This is a genomic window from Bradyrhizobium sp. USDA 4369, from assembly GCF_054056435.1.
Window position 1 is genome coordinate 2791770 of the sequence record NZ_JBSRYH010000001.1, and the last position, 16032, is coordinate 2807801.

Below are 16032 nucleotides of genomic sequence, written 5' to 3' on the forward strand. Positions count from 1 at the left end.
ACGCAGGACCATAACCACAGGACGATGTGCTGAGGCGCGGCTGGTAGCTCCAGCATGCCGCCTCACATCCACCGCGGAGTAGGGGGCCCGGGTCGGCGCCCAGCGACGCTGCGCGTCGCAGGGCTTGCCCGGGACGACAGCTGGGGTGGATCAGGCCGCCTTGGCCGCGTCGACCCGTGCGCCGTCCGCAATCGTCCGCGGTGCCGTGTTCAGCTGCTCGATGGCGAAGCCTGCGGCCTTCTTGTAGCCGGCCATGAAGGCCTCGCGCTCGGCCGGCGGGATCACGTCGTCGATATTGCTGAACGTGCCGCCGCAGCGCTCGTCGACCAGATTGAGCAGGCCGAACGGGCCGGCGCCGCGGTTGCGCAGGATGACCTGCGAGATCGGGCCGCAGAGTCTCTCGTCATAGGCTGACAGCGCCGCCGGCGTGACGCCATGTGCCAGCAGGGATGCGCCGAGCACGCGCGCATCGACGATGGCCTGGCTGGCCCCGTTGGAGCCGGTCGGATACATCGCATGCGCGGCGTCGCCCATCAGCGCCACCGGGCCGTCGATCCAGGTCGGCACCGGATCGCGGTCGATCATCGGGTTCTCATAGGCGCCGTCGGCGCCGGCGATCAGCGCGGGCACGTCCAGCCAGTTATAGGTCCAGCCAGCGAAATGATGCGCGAACTCGCTCACCGGCACCTGTCGGAACCAGCCGGTCTGCTTCCAGCCCTCACTGTTGTCCATCGTCACTTCGGCGATCCAGTTGATCAGCGCCAGCCCCGTGTTCGGATCGGGAGGCGAGATCGGATAGACCACGACGCGGTGGCGATGCGTGCCGAGCCCGACGAAGGACGCGCCGGTGCGCATCGGCTTCGCCCAGGTGACGCCGCGCCACATGACAGCGCCGCCCCAATGGATCGGCGGCTGCGTCGGATGCATCTGGGCGCGGATCGCCGAATGGATGCCGTCGGCGCCGATCAGCAGCCGCCCGCGGGCCTCCGACGTCGATCCATCGGCATGCTCGACATAGGCCGTGACCGAGCCGTCCGCATTCTTCTGATAGCCTGTGACGCGGCTGCCGAGCCGGACGGTCTGAGCCCCTGCGCGCTCCACCAGCCGGCTGTACAGCAGCATGTGCAGCTTGCCGCGATGCACGGCATATTGCGGCCAGTCGTAGCCAGCGAGCAGGCCGCGCGGCTCGGAATAGATGTCGTTGCCGTTCAGCCCGACCAGCGCCCATTCCTTGGCGGGGACGCCGACCTGGTCGAGATCACCGGCCCCGATGCCGAGATCGTACAGCTCGCGCACTGCGTTGGGCTGCAGGTTGATGCCGACCCCGAGCGGCCGCATCTCGCGCACGCTCTCATAGACGACGCAGGGCACGCCGATCTGCTGCAGGGTCAGCGCGGTTGCGAGGCCGCCGATGCCGCCGCCGGCGATGATTACGGGAAGGTCGGTCATACGCGTGATCCGTTGGACGCTGAAAGGGAGCGGTGGGGACGAAGCGGGCCGGCAGCCGCCGCGGTGAGCCGGTTCTGGCTGCCCAAACCTGTCCTCCCATGGCCTCGCCGGCCGGTGTCCCACCCGGCCGCTGCCGGAAGGCCTAATTCAGAAGAATTGCCGAGACAAGCGAAATGGCCCGCGGGGTCTGGCAGGGTATGATAGTCTGCCCCGATGTCGCAAACCTCTTTTGTTCTCGGTCTGCTGTTCCTGGGTCTCGCCAGCCCCGCAATGGCGTTCGATATCCAGGCGCATCGCGGCGGTCGCGGCTTGCATCCGGAGAACACGCTGCAGGCGTTCAGCACGGCACTGGATCTTCATGTCGACACGCTCGAGCTCGATGTCGGCGTTACCCGCGACGGCGTGCTCGTCGTCTCGCACGAGCGGCGGCTGAACCCCGATCTCGCCCGCGATGCGGCCGGCGACTACATCGCGTCGCCCGGGCCGCTGTTGAACGCGCTGCCGCTCGCCGAGGTGCAGTCCTACGATATCAGCCAGATCCGACCCGGCAGCGAGTACGCCAAGCAATTCTCCGAGCAGCGTGCGCTGCACGGCCCGGGCGTCGCGCCGCCGCGCATTCCGACGTTGAAAGAGGTGATCGAGCTCGTGCGGAGCTCGGGAGACGATCATGTCCGTCTCAACATCGAGACCAAGCTCGATCCCGCGTTTCCCGCCGAGTCGCCGACCCCGGAGCGCTTCGTGACGCTGCTGCTCGGCCTGATCCAGGCGGAGCATTTCGCCGGCCGTGTCATGATCCAGTCGTTCGACTGGCGGACCCTGCAGCTGGTGCAGCAGCGTGCGCCGGACATCCCGACCGTGTATCTGTCACGGCAGAGCGGCGAGACGCAGACGGTGTCGTTGACCGCGGCGACCCGCTGGACCGCGGGGTTCAACCCGGCCGATCATGGCGGCTCGTTGCCGCGGACCGTCAAGGCGGCCGGCGGCAAGGTGTGGTCGCCCTATTTCACCGACGTGACGCCGGAGCTGATCGCCGAGGCGCATGCGCTGGGGTTGAGCGTCGTGGTCTGGACCGTCAATCGTCCGCAGGACATGGGGCGGCTGATGGACATCGGCGTCGACGGAATCATCTCCGACCGGCCGGAGCTGCTGCGTCAGGTGGCCCTCGGCAGGGGCGCCGCCCAGCCACTCGGGCTGCCTCCGAAGCTATCTGCTCCGAAATAGAGCACGATCCGGACAGGAGCCTGATCTTCGGAAGATATCAGGCTCCAACAGGAACGTCATCGAGCAGAGGGCGGCTGACCAGCCGCCCGTCGAATGGCTGCGATGATCGTCACCCAGGTCGTTCACTCCTGCACCACCTCGTGCCGGATCACGAACGGCGCGAGCAGGGTGTGCACCTCGTTCGCGATCGCCTCGCGGCTCTCCGCCGGCACGTTGCGTAACGTCACCGTGGCGATGCTGCCATGGCTGCCATGGGCGCCGACCTTCACGCTGCAGTCGATGCCGCGATCGGTGAGCTGCTTCAATACGCCTGTGAATACGCGCGTCGCCGCGTCCCAGCGCAGCTGCGGCTTGAACACCTTGCCGACGCCGGTCACCGGCATTGGATCGATCGGGATGATCTGCACCGGCACCGCGGCGCGTTCGGGCGTGCGGGCGCGCACCCAATCCTCCAGCTCGCCCGGCTGCACGCTTGCGCCCGGCTTGAGCTGGACGTAGCCGATCGGCAGTTCGCCGGCATAGGCGTCGGGCTGGCCGACCACGGCGGCGAAGCCGACGGCCGGATGCTGGAACAGGATCTCCTCGACCGGCGCGGGATCGATGTTGTGGCCGCCGCGGATGACGAGGTCCTTGGCACGGCCGGTGATCCAGAGGAAGCCGTCGGCATCGAGCCGGCCGAGATCGCCGGAATTGACCCAATGGCCGTCGACGAAAGCGCCCCTGTTGTGCGCGGCGTCGAGATAGCCGGAGAACACGCCGGGGCCGGCCATGATGACGACGCCGATCTCGTCCACGGCGCAGTCGCGCTCATAACGCCCGTCGGCATCGAGCTTGACGATGCGCACTTGCGCGTAGGGCAAGGGCAGGCCGACCGAGCCGAGCCGGATCGGCTGGTCCGGATAGGCCATGGTGTGCACGCTCGCGGTCTCGGTCATGCCGTAGACCTCGACCACCGGCAGCTTGAGCTTGTCCATGATCGCCTGTCCGACGGCGACCGGAATCGCCGAGCCGCCGCCCGCGGCATAGCGCAGGCTGGAAATGTCGGCGGTCCCCTGCGGCACTGCGAGCGTTGCCGCCAGTACCGTCGGCACGCTCGACAGCGTCTCCGGCCTGTAGCGCGCGACCAGGCCCCAGATGTTGCGCACCGCGTTCGGATTGCGCCAGCCGGCGCCCGAGAGCACGATGAGGCTGCCACCGGCCGAGAGCGTCTGCAGCGCTTGCGTCAGCGAGCCGCCGACGTGAAACAGCGGCATGCCGAACAGCAGCGTGCCGCCCGGCCTGGCCTTCAGGATCAGGTTGATGCCCCAGGCCTGGTAGACCTGGTTGCCATGGCTGTGCCGCACCAGCTTCGGCGTGCCCGTGGTGCCGCCGGTGTGGAAATAGGCCGCGGTGTCGCTGGCCTTGATCTGCCTGCCGCTGACCAGGCGATCCCCGGGCTGCGGCTTGATCAGGTCGTTGAAGGCGTGGATGCCGTTCGCCGGATCACCGCCGCCGCCATACACCTGCACGATCGCCTTGAGGTGCTTGAGGCTGCCGCTGATCTTCTCGACCTTCTGCCAGATGTCGGTGCCGGGCAGGGGGCCGAGCGCCACCAGCACCTTGGTCTTGGCGGCATCCAGGATCTCGGCGATCTGGTGCGGCTCCAGCAGCGGGTTGACCGGGTTGGCGATGCCGGCGACCTCGGCGCCGAACAGCGTGATGAACGCCTCCGGCACCAAGGGCAGCATGAAGCTGACGACGTCATCGGGGCCGACGCCGAGCGCATGAAACATGTTGGCCGCCTGCGTCACCTTCGCGATGAAGTCGCGATAGGTGATCACCACCGGCGTGTCGGCCGGATCGGCATTTTGCAGGAACTGGATCGCCGGCGCGTCAGGATTGGCGGAAGCCCCGCATTTGAGGGCCTCGTAGGTGCTTTGTGCGGCGATGCGTTCGCTGTACGGCGTCTGCTCGAAGGCGCGAATGTCAGCCGTGCTGGCGAATGTCGGATAATCGCTGCCGATGGCGCGATCGAGCAGATGAATGCCCGTCATGGCCTGTCCTCCCTGTGTCGTGTCCTCGTCCGGCCAGACATGGCCCAGCCGGTGATCGCGCGCGGGCTCTGTGGCCCATTCGTCGCGATCGTCATGGAGCAGGATGAGGGAGGATTCGTCTTGCGTCTATCCCCGGCGTTGCCGGGCGTGCCGACACATTTGCCGCAGGCGGGATCCGCGGGTGAAGGCCGTGGTGCGGCGCAAAGCGTCACGGCAAATTCAGCCGTCATTGCGAGCGAAGCGAAGCAATCCAGAATCCCGCCCGAGCCCTGGATTGCTTCGCTTCGCTCGCAATGACGGACGGTTGGAGTCGACCTTCTAGGGGGGACGACGCAGCGTGTCGTCAGCTCGCCGCGTCGATCAAGTTCTCCAGCAGCCGCTTCAGCTCGCCGGTGGCCTTGTCGCCGTAATTCTCCAGGATATGCGCCTCCTGGCTGGCGGCGAGCGAGTTCAGCCGCTTGCACAGCGCCTTGCCGCGGTCGCTGATAAACATCAGCACCTTGCGGCGGTCATGGGCGTCCTGGCGGCGGTAGACCAGCGAGTCCGACACCATGCGGTCGATCATCTTGGTCAGGGTCGGGTGGTTCAGCAGCACCGCCTCGGCGAGATCGCCCATCGAATGCCCTTCGCCGTCGGAGAGCACCTTGAGGATGCGCCACTGCTCGACGGGCACGCCCTCCGTGCTCAGGCGCGTCTCCAACTGCCGGTTGATCTCCCGGTTGGCTTGCGCGAGCAGGTAGGCGAGATGTTCGGTGAGGGGGGTGTTGGGATGGGGCGATTTGGCCACGGTGAACTTCGCTTGCGGGTCCCGAATTGAATGATTGTCCGGCAGTTGCTGCCCGATCTATATGCATCCCAATTCTTGAACATTCAACATTTTCGAATAGGATATTTGCCGAACCTGTGCTGATTTTGACGGCGTATGACCGCCGGCCCACAGCGGGCCAATCACGGTTGCGGGCCAAGGAGTGGGTGTGCTCTCGACAGGATCTGTCACGGCCGGGCGCCACGGCCTGCCGCCATCCCTGCTGTTCAGGAGCCCGCCCCGGCGGGGCGCCGTTCCATTCCTCGCTCCCTTCGATCCCGACCGCGCCGAGCGGCGCGGCGCGCGTAGCCGGCTGCGCATCGGCAATTTTCTCACCTTCTCCGGCTCGCCCGGCATCTGGGGGCCGGCGGCGACCAACAGTGCGCTGCTTGCTGTGTCCGAGATCAACCGCCGCGGCGGCATTCTCGGCCGCGAGATCGAATTATCGTTCTACGACTCCGGCGGGCCGGTCGAGGACGTGGCTGCGCGTGCCAGGGACGCGCTCGACTTCGACGATATTCACGTCGTGATGGGCTCGCATATCAGCGCCGTCAGGCTGGCGCTGCGTCGGCTGACCCGCGGCCGCATTCCCTACGTCTACACGCCGGTCTATGAAGGCGGCGAACGCACGCCGGGGGTGATGGCGATCGGCGAGACGCCGCACAGCCAGACCCGCCCCGCCATTCACTGGCTCGCGGAGAACAAGGGCGCCAGGCGCTGGTATCTGATCGGGGAGCGACTATGTCTGGCCGTGGCAATCGCACCTCCAGACCAAGACCTATATCAGCGAGGCCGGCGGCCATGTCGTCGGCGAGGAGTTCGTCCCGGTCGGCCATGATGATCACGAGGCACATCTGGCGCGCATTCGCGCCGCCAGGCCCGACGTCGTGTTGATCTCGTTGATCGGCACCGACAGCATCACCTTCAACCGCGCTTTCGGCGAGTCCGGCCTCGCCGCGTCCACCCTGCGCCTGGCCGGCGCCGTCGATGAGACCGTGCTGCTCGGCATCGGCGCCGACAACACCGAGAACCTGTATTCCGCCTCGGGCTATTTCAACTGCATCGGCTCGCGCGCCAATGACGAGTTTATGAGCCTGTACACCGCGATGTTCGGCGTCGATGCGCCGCCGGTCGGCTCGGTCGGCCAGTCGAACTATGAAGGCCTGCGCTTCCTGAAGGCCGCTGCGGAGCGGGCCGGCTCGTTGTCGCTGCGTCCGCTTGCCGCCGCCGGCCGCAACATCGTCTATTCCGGTGCCCGTGGCGAGGTCGCCATCCGCCAGGGCCGCGCTGGCATGGCGATGCACCTCGCCGCCGCCGACGGGCTGGATTTCAGGATCATCCGCACGTTCTGAACAACCTCGCGCGGTGGATCACGAATCGTGCGGCACCCTCTTCACCTCTCCCGAAGGGAGAGGTGAACGGAGATCGCGGCAGCTTGTTCGGCCTAAGAGGAAGGTGGGATTCTGGCCTGCGCCTACGCTGCGGCGCTCGCGGCCGGTCTTCGCTGCGCGGTGTCGTGTGGCACCGGCACCTCGCGGATCATCCGACTGATCGCCTCCTGCGGCATCGGCTTGCCGAACAGGAAGCCCTGAACGCTGCTGCAGCCTTCCTCGCGCAGGAAGGCGAGATGCTGCTCGGTCTCGACGCCCTCGGCCAGCACGGGGATGTTGAGGCTGCGCCCGAGCAGCAACGTCGCCTTGACGATCGCCGCGGCATGCACGCTGGTCTCGACCGACTGGATGAAGCTCTTGTCGACCTTGATCTTGTCGAACGGAAACACCTGGAGGGTGGATAGCGACGAATAGCCGGTGCCGAAATCATCCATCGCCACGGTGACGCCGATCGCCTTCAGCGCCTGCATCACCTGCAGCGCGTGCTGGCGGTCGGCGATGATGCCGGTCTCGGTCAGCTCGATCTCGAGCCGCTCCGGCGCCAGGCCGGTCTCGCGCAGCACCTCGGCGACACGCTTCGGCAGGTCGTGATTGAGCTGCATCGGCGCGACGTTGACGGCCACCTTGAACGGCTGGCTCCAGCTGGCCGCGGTGGCGCAGGCGGTGCGCAGCACCCAGTCGCCGATGTCGACGATCAGCCCGGTCTGCTCGGCCATCGGGATGAAATCATTCGGCGGCACGCGGCCTTTCACCGGATGATTCCAGCGCAGCAGCGCCTCGAAACCGATGATCTCGCCGCTCTGCGTATCGTTCTGCACCTGGTAGTGCAGCTCGAACTCGTTGCGCACCAGCGCGCGCTTCAGATCGATGGCGAGCTCGGCGCGACGACGGCTCGCTTCGTCCATCGACGGCTCATAGGTGCAGATCTTGCCCTGGCCGAGTCTCTTGGCGCGGTACATCGCCAGGTCCGCGCGGGTGAGCAGCTCGTCCGATGTGAGGCCGTGCTCGGGATGCAGCGCGATGCCGATGCTGCAGCCGACCGAGAGGCTGCGCTCCTCCCAATCGACCGGCGCGAGCACCAGGCTGCGAATCCGATCGGCGAACTTCGCGGCTTCCGTGCGCGCGAAGATCTCGCTCTTGACCGCAACGAACTCATCGCCCCCGATGCGTGCCAGAAACTCACCCCGCTGCAAGGTCGCCGCGATGCGCTCGGCGACGGTCTTCAGCACCGCGTCGCCGGCGGCGTGGCCATGCGCGTCGTTGATGTCCTTGAAGCGGTCGAGGTCGATCGCGAGCACGACGAGTTGGGCGGTTTCGTCGCCTGTGGCCAGCAGCGGCGCCAGCCGGTGGCCGAGACCGTTGCGGTTGGGCAGTCCGGTCAGCGGATCCTGCAGCGCCAGCTGCCGATAGCCCTCCACCGCCTCCTGCGCCGCCTGCATGTCGATCATGTAGGCCGAGGCCGCCATCGCCATGATCAGGCCGATGCCGGTCACGATGCTGATCAGCAGCATGCTGTCCGGCAGCGCTTGCGCGGGGGTGTCGAGGCCGGCCGTTGGCGCCACGCTCAGCGCGGCCATGCCGGTGAAATGCAGACTGAGGATCGCGAGCGCCATCGCCAGCGAGCCGCCATATTTGCAGAAGCGCGTCACAGGGCGCGCGATGCGGTTGGCGGCGACGGCGCCGAAGCCCATCGCCAGCACGAGCGAGAGCCAGATCGCCGGCGCGTGCCAGGTTCTGATGCCATCGAGATTGAGCGCGCTCATGCCGGTGTAGTGCATCGCGGCAATGCCGAAGCCGAACACCGCGCCACCGGCCTCGATCAGCAGCCCGCGCTGCGTGCGCGTGGTGATGAAGAAGCCCAGCAGGGAAAACACGACGGCGAGGCCGAGCGAGGCGAAGGTGAGCCCTGCCTCGAAAGAGCGATGCCCCGGCGCCTCGTAACCGAGGATGGCGGCGAAATGCGTGGTCCACACCGTGCCGCCGGCGACGAGGCCGGCCAGGAACAACAGGTGAAAGCGGCGAAGGCCGGTGTTGCGGCGTACGCGGGCGAGCAGCCGCATCGACAGAATGGAGCCGAGCCCGCAGACCAGCAGCGCGGCGGCGACACAACGCAGATCGTGATCGGCAGGCAGGCAGGACAGGATCGTCAGCATCGGCAATGAACCCTCATGCAGGCGAGCTACGCATCGCGGCAGGACGGGTTTTGTGCGATGGACATCGCGGTTACCGAAGCGTCAACCCGACCGGCTGCGACAGCCTCGATTGATGCATGAGCTTCGAAAGCAGATGCTTAAGGCCGTCCGGGTTACGCGCGGGAACCCGGGACATCATGACGAAACCAACAATTTGGCACGTCATTCTGAACGCAGCTGGAACCCGCTTCAGCGGCTGGCGACGTTGCCCGAAAGCGCGTAGGCGCGGACATAATCGCCGAGCTTGGTGCCGAACGATCCGTGGCCGCCATCCACGGTCACGATGTACTGCCTGCCGCCGGCCTCATAGGTCATGGGCGTGGACTGTCCGCCCGCGGGCAGCCGGTCCTGCCATAGCAGGCGGCCGTCCTTGATGTCGAAGGCGCGGATGTAGTCGTCCATCGTGCCGGTCAGGAAGGCCACGCCGCCCGCAGTCAAAATCGGGCCGCCGAGCATCGGCACGCCGAGCTTGAATGGCAGCGGCAGCGGCGCCTGGTCGCGAATGGTGCCGACGCGGTGCTGCCAGACGATCTGGTTGGTCTTCAGGTCGATCGCGGCGAGGCTGCCCCAGGGCGGCGCCATGCAGGGGATGCCGAGCGGCGACAGGAAGATGCCGAGCTCGACGCCGTAGGGCGTGCCGTACATCGGCTGCACGCCGAGTTCGGTGCCCGGCGGATGCGCTGCGTCAGGCGCCGCCGGATTATCCTTGCCGCGCGGCACCAGCCGCGACACGAACGGGATCGATTGCGGATTGGCGACCGCGATCTTGCGGACGGGATCGATGGCGATGCCGCCCCATTCGAACATGCCGAAATCGCCGGGATAGACCAGCGTGCCCTGCTCGGAGGGCGGCGTGAACGGTCCCTCGTAGCGCAGCCGCTTGAACTTGATGCGGCAGGCCAACTGATCGAACATCGTCGCGCCCCACATCTGCGCGCCGGTCAGCTGCTGGCGCGGCCGGAAGCTCAGCTCGGAGAACGGCTGCGTCGGTGACAGCCGGTCGCCGGGCGCGGCACCTTGCGGCACCGGCTTCTCCGGCGCGGGCACCAACAGATGGCCGTCGCGGCGATCGAGCACGAAGATGTTGCCGGTCTTGGCGGGTACGTAGATCGCAGGCACCACGCCGTCCTTGCCGGGCATGTCGACCAGGCTCGGCTGCGACGGCATGTCCATGTCCCAGAGATCGTGATGCACGTTCTGGAACGACCAGCGCAATTTACCAGTGGCGATGTCGAGCGCGACGAGCGCGGAATCATAGCGCTCATTCTCGGTGCTGCGGTTGCCGGCCCAGATGTCCGGCGAGCTCGAGCCGAGCGGGATGTAGACCAGGCCGAGCGCCTCGTCGGCGGCGCCGACGCTCCAGCCATTCGGCGAACCCGGCGTGAAATGATGCGTCGCCGACGGCATCTCGTTCGGATCGGGATTGCCGGGATCGAACGCCCACAGCAGTTTGCCCGTGTAGACGTCGAAGCCGCGGATCGCGCCCGACGGCACCTTGTTGGAGTAGTTGTCGATCACCGCGCCCGCCATGATCACCACCTTGTCGGTGACCACCGGCGGCGAGGTGCCCTCATAGAAGCCGAGTGTGGTGATCTCGTTGCCGGCCTTGAGGTCGATCTGGCCGTGGTCGCCGAAACCCTCGCACGGCTTGCCGCTGTCGGCATCGAGCGCGAACAGCCGTCCGTCATTGGTCGGCAGGAAGATGCGTCTGGCGCATTCGGCCGGCGCCGCGGCGCCCGCGATATCGACCGCGCCCGGCCTGGTCTCGTGATAGGCGACGCCGCGGCAGGTGATGTGCTGGAAGTTCTTGTGGTGCTCGATCTTGGGATCGAATCTCCAGCGCAGTCTGCCGGTGGCGGCGTCCAGCGCGAACACGATCTGGTGCGGCGAGCAGGTATAGAGCAGATCGCCGACCTTCAGCGGCGTGACCTCGTTGGTGAACTCGTCAGGATCGTCGGGGCCCTTGTGGTCGCCGGTCTGGAATTCCCAGGCGAGCTGGAGGTTCTTCACGTTGTCCGCGGTGATCTGCTTCAGGCTCGAGAACCGGGTGCCGAAATTGCTGGCGCCATAGGCGGTCCAGTCGGCTTTCGCCTCGGCCGGCGCGGTGTCGGTGCCGGCCGTGGCCTCTGCAGCCTGCGGCAAAGCGCCATTGACCCCAAAACGATCGCCGCGGAGCGCGGCGCCGAGCACGACCACGGCGACCGCGAGCACCGTGACCAAACCCCAGCGCGCGGAGCGCATGTCGCCGACCAGATGCGCGGTGATGAACGGCAGCAGCAGCCAGACGCCGAGCGGCGCCAGCACGTCGCCGCGCGGGGCCAGCGACCAGAAATCCAGCCCGACCTCAGAGATCGCCCAGATCATCGTGCCCAGCAGCAGCGCCGCATACAGCCACAACGCCGCGGCGCGCCGCTGCCACAGCAGCCACGCGGTGCCGAGCAGGGCGGCGCCTGCGATGACGTAATAAAGTGAGCCGCCGATCGCCGCGAGCCAGGCGCCGCCGGCAAGCAGAGCAAGGCCCATCAGGCCGACGACGGCGGCAGTGAAGGTCAGCAGCGGTGCGCGCTGCAGGTCGCGGGCCGCGGCCATGCGCTTCTCCAGGCTGAGGATGACGAAAGCGCGGCGCAACGCCGCAGTCGCGTCATGAACGGCGCGGCAAGGCGGAAGTTCCTTGTTGCGCTCGGGGACCGCTATTGCGGCCATCCTTCGAGACGACCGCCTCCGGCAGTCTCCTCAGGATGAGGGGTGAATGCGCGGCGAGGAGGTTGAGGCGGCTGCGGACCCTCATGGTGAGGAGCGCCGCGCCCGCCAGCGGGCCGCGATGGAATGTACAAGCACGCGGCGCGTCTCGAGCCATGAGCCCCGGAACGGGTGCGACGATGCTTCTCGCTCCGCCGGAGCCCTTCCCCGCACACGGCCTTTTGCGCACCCCCGGGACCGGGACGGGTTGCCGTTGCATGACAGAATTACTACGGTCGAATGTCGTTCACATGAAAATTGGAGTGCCGGATGCGTGCGCAGTCGCGAGCCCTGTCGAACCCGGTCGCCCTGTGGTGGGCGATGCTGACCATGGTCAGCATCGCCAACATCGTGTTCTGGTTCATCCTCTACCGCCAGCTCCATGGCGGCAGCGTTGCCGTCGGCCAGACGTCCGAGACGGGCTCGATGCTGGCGCTGTCGGCTGCCTATGTGTTCGGCTGCGCCTTCCGCTCGGTGCTGCCGCGCGCCGACGTGCAGCGGATCTGTCTTGTCGACAGCTGGCTGTCGAGCGTGTTCGTCGGCCGCAGCGTCGCGACCATCGCCGAGATCGCCTTCGCGGCGCAATGGGCCATCATTCTGGCGCAGCTCGGCGCGATCGCCGATGCCGAGACCGCGGTCAACATGGCTGGTGTCATCGTGCCGATCATCGTCGTCGCCGAGATCTGCTCCTGGTACGCGGTCGTCACCAAGAACTTCCTCTACAATGCGATCGAGAACTCGCTGTGGGCCGTCGCCTTCCTGTTCGTCGGCATCGGGCTCGGCCGGCTGTTGCCGGAGTTCGACGGCCTGGTACGCTGGCTCTTGATCGCCGGCCTCGTCGGCATCGCCTGCTATCTCGCCTTCCTCGTCGTTGTCGATGTGCCGATGTATGTGAAGCGCTGGCGGATCGAGCGCGCCGCCGGCACGCCGCTGCTGCACCCGCTGGTCGGCCTGCGCGATTCCGCGACGCGCTGGACCGTCACCCACGACATCGAGCACTGGAGGGAAGAGATCGCCTGGATGTCGCTGTATTTCAGTGCCGCGGTGTGGGGCTCCCTGGCGCTCTGTGCATTGTCGGCGATGAACGATCATCTGCCGCATGATCGCGCGCAGGCCTCCGTGGCGCCACCGGCGATCGCCCAGCCGGCCACCGTGCGCTAGCATCACGCATCCCTGAGGCAACAGAGAACCCGCGGTGATGGTCACCGCGGGTTTTGCGTTTCTCGCCCATCTCAGCCATGCAGCGTGAAGTGATGCGAGTCGTCCATGTGAGCGACGTGGCTGAAGTCGTGGTGCGGGGCGTCGTGTGCGCCACCGGCGTGGCCGATGTCGAAGTGCGGCGGAACGACGCCGGTGTTGCCCGCGTGGCCATGATCGCCATGACCGTGATCGCCAATCCCATGGTCGCCGAAGCCGTCGGCGATGATCGGGTGGTGCGACGAGCCGTCGCCGTGCAGCGGCAGGTGGAACACGCCGGAATTCGCGTTGCCGCCGTGGGCGTTGTCGCTGGCATGGTGGATCGCCTGCGCGATCTGGTCCCAGAACCCGCCATGACCGCTCTCATGGCCGCCGCTGTGGCCGCCATCATGGCTGGCGAGCACGTCACCGGCGAGCTTGAACAGGTCGTTGAGCGCCGCATGCGCATTGCCGTGGCTGAGGTCGCTGGCCAGCGCGCCGAGATCGTGGCTGATGGCGGCCGCCTGGTGTCCGATCGATTGCGACAGGTCACCGGCGGCATTCAGCACGCCCGACACGCCCGCGCCGACCGCGTGGCTGATGCCGTTCGTGAGGCCTGAGCCGAGCGTATCGGCGGTGTGTGCGACGTCCGAGATGATGTGACCGAGCGGTCCGCCGACGAGGTGACCCGCGCCTGAGACCGCGCCGAGCGCACCGTGACCCAGCGACGTTCCGACGTCGAGGCCGCCCTTGACCACGTCGCCGGCCAGATGCAGCGCGTCGGCGCCGACATGGCCGGCGGTGTCGACGATGGTGCCGGCCATGTCGAGCGCGCCGTGACTGATCGCGCCGGCCGCTTCGAGCCCGGCGTGTCCGAGACCGACGGCGCCGTGGATGGCATCACCCGCCGTGGCGATCACACCATGCGCGAGATCGCCACCGACCTTGACGCCGCCATTGACGATATCGCTGCCGATATGCGCGACGTCGTGGAGAACTCCGCCGATATCGCCATGGGCAAGATGGTTGAGGCCGGAGCCGACGTCGCCGATCACATGGGCGCCGGTGTTGACGATATCGCCGGCCACATGCCCGGCGGTCGAGACGACGTCCTGAACCGTGTGAATGATGCCGCCGCCGACCGCGGCGCCGGCATGCTCGACCGCGTGGACCACGCCGCCGACGGTATGGATGGCTTCGCTGCCGAGATGGCCGATGCCGTGCGCCACATCGCTCACGGCATGCCCGACGTCGCCGGCGACATGCCCGACGGTATGGACCGCGCTCGACGCCGCGTCGCCCACCGCATGCGTGACCTTGCCGATGGTGTGGATCACCGACCCGCCGAGATGGCCGACCTCATGCGCGACGCCGCTCGCCGCATGCTCCACGGTATGCACCACCCCGGAGGCGGCGTGACCAACCGCATGACCGACGTCCGACGCCACATGCGCCACACCCTTAACCGCCGACCCCAGAGCGTGTCCGATATCGCCGAATAGGCTCATTGTTGTTCTCCCTCGGTTTGACGTCACCTCACCGCGGGTGACGGCCGAGTTGTCGCAGAGCTTGCGCTTGCGCTCCGTGAGGAGCGTCACGCAGGCTCTGAGGCGGCAGGGCTCGGTCCTCCGAAATCTCCCGCACGCGTGCCATCCACGCCTTCGGGAGCCGCCAAGGCGAGGCCAAGGGAGGCTATGTGGACGATGGCGGCACGCCGGGCATGACAGGCAACTCATGAGCAGGCTGCATCGCGCGATCGTTCAGTGGTCATCAGTGCGATGACGCAGCTGCTGCGGTTCAGGCGTGGGCGATCCAGCCGTGCCAATTCAGCGCGGCGAAGAATATACGGGCATCGCGAAAGCCGCCGTCACGCAGGATGGCGCCATCCTCCTCCGGGCTGAGCATGTTGACGCTGGCATCGACGGTCGTGCGCATCGTCCTGGCCCGCTCGGGCTCTGTGCCGGATGCCACGGCATAGGCTGCGTAACGATCCAGCCACAGCGACCTCTCGACCGGCTCCCTGGGCAGGCAGCCATGGGCGACCACGAACGGTGCTCCGGCATGGAGCCGGTCATGCACGGCGCGGACGGTCCGCAAACGGTCCGGCGCTGCCAGAAAATGCAGCGTCAGCAGGCATGTCGCCCCGTCGAACGGGCCGGTCGGCGCATCGTCGATGGTGCCCTCGATCAGTTCGACCCGGCTCATCCGCGCGCCGAGCGTGCGTTCGGCGAGTCGCAGCATCTGCGGCGCCGGATCGACACCGACGAAGGTCCAGGATGGGTGCGCTTCGGCCAATGCGTTGAGCTCGAGGCCGCCGCCCGCGCCCAGCACGAGCACCCTTGCACGTTCGGGCGCACGCTCGGCCAGCAGGACCGCCGTCATCCGGTGCAGCCCGTCGAGGCCGGGCACGAAGCGGCGCGGTCCATCCGTGTAGCGCGCGACGAATTCGGGATCGGAAAATGCGCGGATGAACTGCTGGGCGCCGTCGGCAATGTCAGCCGGCATGACAAACGTCTCCCTTGCGAGGCCGCTTTCGTCGTTCGAAGCGGTTGTGGAAATCGGCGCTCAGCGCTGCCAGCGTGATGGCGCCGAGACGGGCCAGCAGCAGGGCCTCAGCCGCCTGGATGGAGGTGTCGAGCGCGGCATTGACGGCCTGCTCGACCAGGCAGTCGGGCTTCTCGCTCCGATGTCCGATGGCGAACAGCAATGGACGGCCGAGTGAATCGTAGACGTCGCGCAGGGTGACGGCCGCCAGATCGCAGGCGAGCGTCCAGCCGCCGCCATGGCCTTTCTCGGAGCGCACATAGCCGCTGTCCCGGAGGCCGGCCATGATCCTCCGGATCACGACCGGATTGGTCTGCATCATCGCTGCGAGGGCCTCGGACGTGACTGGGCCGTCATGCTCCGCCATGTGGAGCAGGACGTGCAGGATGCCGGACAACTGGCTGTTGGGCCTCATGTAACTTCATATATTGCATGATGGCGTCTGCCGTCAACCTGGTGAGCCCGAGTGGGAACGCGGCATC

At 67.2% G+C, this 16032-nt stretch carries 11 protein-coding genes and 1 pseudogene; 4 read left to right on the top strand and 8 right to left on the bottom strand.

The window, feature by feature from the left end; translation table 11 throughout:
• Positions 1-150: 150 nt before the first annotated feature.
• The gene (locus ACVIJ6_RS12660) at positions 151-1449 is read right to left on the bottom strand and encodes a flavin-dependent oxidoreductase (RefSeq protein ID WP_456772995.1); all 1299 of its coding nucleotides are present in this window, start codon (positions 1447-1449) and stop codon (positions 151-153) included.
• Positions 1450-1662: 213 nt separating this feature from the next.
• Between ACVIJ6_RS12660 and ACVIJ6_RS12665 the strand changes: the two genes are divergently transcribed.
• Positions 1663-2670, top strand: coding sequence for a glycerophosphodiester phosphodiesterase (locus ACVIJ6_RS12665; protein ID WP_456772996.1), 1008 nt, complete (start codon positions 1663-1665; stop codon positions 2668-2670).
• 122 nt (positions 2671-2792) lie between these two features.
• On the opposite strand, the gene ACVIJ6_RS12670 is transcribed toward ACVIJ6_RS12665, so the two are convergent.
• Positions 2793-4703 carry an acyl-CoA synthetase gene (locus ACVIJ6_RS12670; RefSeq protein ID WP_456772997.1) on the bottom strand — a complete coding sequence of 637 codons (1911 nt, stop codon included), beginning with the start codon at positions 4701-4703 and terminating at the stop codon, positions 2793-2795.
• Between ACVIJ6_RS12670 and ACVIJ6_RS12675 the strand changes: the two genes are divergently transcribed.
• Entirely contained in the window at positions 4689-5000 is a 312-nt protein-coding gene (locus ACVIJ6_RS12675; protein ID WP_456772998.1) for a hypothetical protein, read from the top strand. The genes ACVIJ6_RS12670 and ACVIJ6_RS12675 overlap by 15 nt on opposite strands.
• A gap of 46 nt (positions 5001-5046) precedes the next feature.
• Here ACVIJ6_RS12675 and ACVIJ6_RS12680 read toward each other — a convergent pair whose 3' ends face one another.
• The gene (locus tag ACVIJ6_RS12680; RefSeq protein ID WP_012047322.1) at positions 5047-5490 is read right to left on the bottom strand and encodes a MarR family winged helix-turn-helix transcriptional regulator; all 444 of its coding nucleotides are present in this window, start codon (positions 5488-5490) and stop codon (positions 5047-5049) included.
• A 187-nt stretch (positions 5491-5677) separates the two neighbouring features.
• Between ACVIJ6_RS12680 and ACVIJ6_RS12685 the strand changes: the two are divergent.
• A pseudogene (locus ACVIJ6_RS12685) lies at positions 5678-6860 on the top strand (substrate-binding domain-containing protein).
• 122 nt (positions 6861-6982) lie between these two features.
• Here the strand turns inward: ACVIJ6_RS12685 and ACVIJ6_RS12690 are convergent.
• Together ACVIJ6_RS12690 and ACVIJ6_RS12695 are read right to left on the bottom strand one after the other, a co-directional pair.
• Entirely contained in the window at positions 6983-9052 is a 2070-nt protein-coding gene (locus ACVIJ6_RS12690) for a putative bifunctional diguanylate cyclase/phosphodiesterase (RefSeq protein WP_456776970.1), read from the bottom strand.
• 228 nt (positions 9053-9280) lie between these two features.
• Complete coding sequence (locus tag ACVIJ6_RS12695; protein ID WP_456772999.1) at positions 9281-11680, bottom strand: membrane-bound PQQ-dependent dehydrogenase, glucose/quinate/shikimate family; 2400 nt, start codon at positions 11678-11680, stop codon at positions 9281-9283.
• Between the two features lie 420 nt (positions 11681-12100).
• Here ACVIJ6_RS12695 and ACVIJ6_RS12700 point away from each other — a divergent pair, with 420 nt between their 5' ends.
• Positions 12101-12991 (top strand): hypothetical protein, encoded by an 891-nt coding sequence (locus ACVIJ6_RS12700; protein WP_456773000.1) that lies wholly within the window; start codon positions 12101-12103, stop codon positions 12989-12991.
• 71 nt (positions 12992-13062) lie between these two features.
• On the opposite strand, the gene ACVIJ6_RS12705 is transcribed toward ACVIJ6_RS12700, so the two are convergent.
• From ACVIJ6_RS12705 to ACVIJ6_RS12715, 3 genes are all read right to left on the bottom strand, one after another.
• Complete coding sequence (locus ACVIJ6_RS12705; RefSeq protein WP_456773001.1) at positions 13063-14514, bottom strand: hypothetical protein; 1452 nt, start codon at positions 14512-14514, stop codon at positions 13063-13065.
• 289 nt (positions 14515-14803) lie between these two features.
• Positions 14804-15511, bottom strand: a complete 708-nt coding sequence (locus ACVIJ6_RS12710) for a class I SAM-dependent methyltransferase (RefSeq protein WP_456773002.1) — start codon at positions 15509-15511, stop codon at positions 14804-14806.
• Complete coding sequence (locus ACVIJ6_RS12715; protein WP_456773003.1) at positions 15501-15965, bottom strand: Rrf2 family transcriptional regulator; 465 nt, start codon at positions 15963-15965, stop codon at positions 15501-15503. Before ACVIJ6_RS12715 ends, ACVIJ6_RS12710 begins: the two co-directional genes overlap by 11 nt.
• Positions 15966-16032: the final 67 nt, after the last annotated feature.

Coding starts and splice junctions, on each gene's coding strand:
- ACVIJ6_RS12660 (WP_456772995.1), bottom strand. CDS start 1,449: ATGACCGACCTTCCCGTAATCATCGCCGGCGGCGGCATCGGCGGCCTC.
- ACVIJ6_RS12665 (WP_456772996.1), top strand. CDS start 1,663: ATGTCGCAAACCTCTTTTGTTCTCGGTCTGCTGTTCCTGGGTCTCGCC.
- ACVIJ6_RS12675 (WP_456772998.1), top strand. CDS start 4,689: ATGAATGCCCGTCATGGCCTGTCCTCCCTGTGTCGTGTCCTCGTCCGG.
- ACVIJ6_RS12670 (WP_456772997.1), bottom strand. CDS start 4,703: ATGACGGGCATTCATCTGCTCGATCGCGCCATCGGCAGCGATTATCCG.
- ACVIJ6_RS12690 (WP_456776970.1), bottom strand. CDS start 9,052: ATGCTGACGATCCTGTCCTGCCTGCCTGCCGATCACGATCTGCGTTGT.
- ACVIJ6_RS12695 (WP_456772999.1), bottom strand. CDS start 11,680: ATGGCCGCGGCCCGCGACCTGCAGCGCGCACCGCTGCTGACCTTCACT.
- ACVIJ6_RS12700 (WP_456773000.1), top strand. CDS start 12,101: ATGCGTGCGCAGTCGCGAGCCCTGTCGAACCCGGTCGCCCTGTGGTGG.
- ACVIJ6_RS12705 (WP_456773001.1), bottom strand. CDS start 14,514: ATGAGCCTATTCGGCGATATCGGACACGCTCTGGGGTCGGCGGTTAAG.
- ACVIJ6_RS12710 (WP_456773002.1), bottom strand. CDS start 15,511: ATGCCGGCTGACATTGCCGACGGCGCCCAGCAGTTCATCCGCGCATTT.
- ACVIJ6_RS12715 (WP_456773003.1), bottom strand. CDS start 15,965: ATGAGGCCCAACAGCCAGTTGTCCGGCATCCTGCACGTCCTGCTCCAC.